Here is a 1,434-nt window from a genome sequence, read left to right on the forward strand (position 1 = left end):
GTGTATATGTGACAGGTGGTACGGGGCGGGGGCCCAGGGGGCGCGGGGCTATCACGGTCGGGTCGGGCTGACCGCGGCGCGGTTCGTCGCGGATCCGTTCGGTGCGGGTGGGCGGATGTACCGGACCGGAGATCTGGTACGCCGTGGTGCCGACGGCGTGTTGGAGTATGTGGGGCGCAGCGATTTCCAGGTGAAGATTCGGGGATTCCGGGTCGAGCTGGGGGAGATCGACGCGGTGCTGTCGTCGTTGCCCGGTGTGGGGTTTGCGGTGACGGTGGGGACATCGTTGCCATCGGGTGAGTCGGCGTTGGTGTCGTATGTGGTGCCGGAGCCGGCGGCGGTGCTCGAGGGGGATCGGGTGCGTGCGGCTGCGGCCGAGATGTTGCCGGGGTTCATGGTGCCCACGTTGGTAGTGGTGCTCGATTCGGTGCCGTTGACGGCCGTGGGGAAGGTGGATCGAGCAGCGTTGCCGGAGCCGGTGTTCGAAGTGCGGGAGTATCGCGCGCCTCGGACGCCGGTGGAGGAGTTGGTGGCGTCGGAGGTGGCGCAGGTGCTGGGTCTCGAGCGGGTCGGGCTGGATGACTCGTTTGTGGATCTGGGCGGTAATTCCTTGGCGGCGACGCGCTTGGTGGCGAGGCTCTCGGCGCGGGTGGGGCATCGGGTCGCGGTGCCGGTGGTGTTCGAGACGTCGTCCGTGGAGGAGCTGGCGGCGCGGGTGTCGGAGGCCGGTGGCGGGCCGGGTGTGGTGCTGTCGGCGCGGGAGCGTCCGGCGCAGATTCCGTTGTCGTTGGCGCAGCAGCGGATGTGGTTCCTCAACCGGCTGGATCCAGAATCTGCGGTGAACAACATTCCGGTGGCGATCAGGTTGTCGGGATCGTTGGATGTCGATGCGTTGCAGGCGGCGGTGTCGGATGTGGTCGCACGGCACGAGTCGTTGCGGACGGTGTATCCGGAGATCGACGGGGTCGGCTTCCAGGAGATCCTGTCCCCATTGGAGGCCGTGGTCGAGGTTCGTCCGGAAACTGTTGCGGCCGAGGAGGTCCCGGCACGTGTCGCGGAGGTTGTGACTACCGGTTTCGATGTGACGCAGCAGGTTCCGATCCGGGTGCGGTTGTTGCGGGTCGCGCCGGACGAGCACATTCTGGTTGTGGTGGTTCATCATATTTCCGGCGACGGGTTCTCGATGGGGCCGTTGACCCGGGATGTGGTCACGGCGTATGCGGCGCGGGCTGCGGGCGCGGTCCCGGGGTGGTCGGTTTTGGAAGTCCAGTATGCGGATTACACGTTGTGGCAGCGTGAGGTTCTCGGTGACGAGTCGGATCCGGAGTCGCTGCTTGCGCGGCAAACCGAGTTCTGGCGCAGTGCTTTGGCGGATCTGCCGGAGGAGTCGACGTTGCCTGGGGATCGGCCTCGTCCGGTGGTGTCGAGTTACCG

The 1,434-nt window shown here is 66.7% G+C and carries 1 protein-coding gene; it reads left to right on the forward strand.

Annotation, left to right across the window (positions count from 1 at the left end; all coding sequences use genetic code 11):
- Window positions 1-115: 115 nt before the first annotated feature.
- Window positions 116-1,434, forward strand: a 1,319-nt coding sequence (locus TVH25_RS21290; protein WP_422425411.1) for a condensation domain-containing protein, incomplete at its 3' end; no start/stop codon positions are given.

The organism is Rhodococcus sp. 7Tela_A2 (assembly GCF_049311045.1).
In the GTDB taxonomy this organism is placed as follows: Bacteria; Actinomycetota; Actinomycetes; order Mycobacteriales; family Mycobacteriaceae; genus Rhodococcus.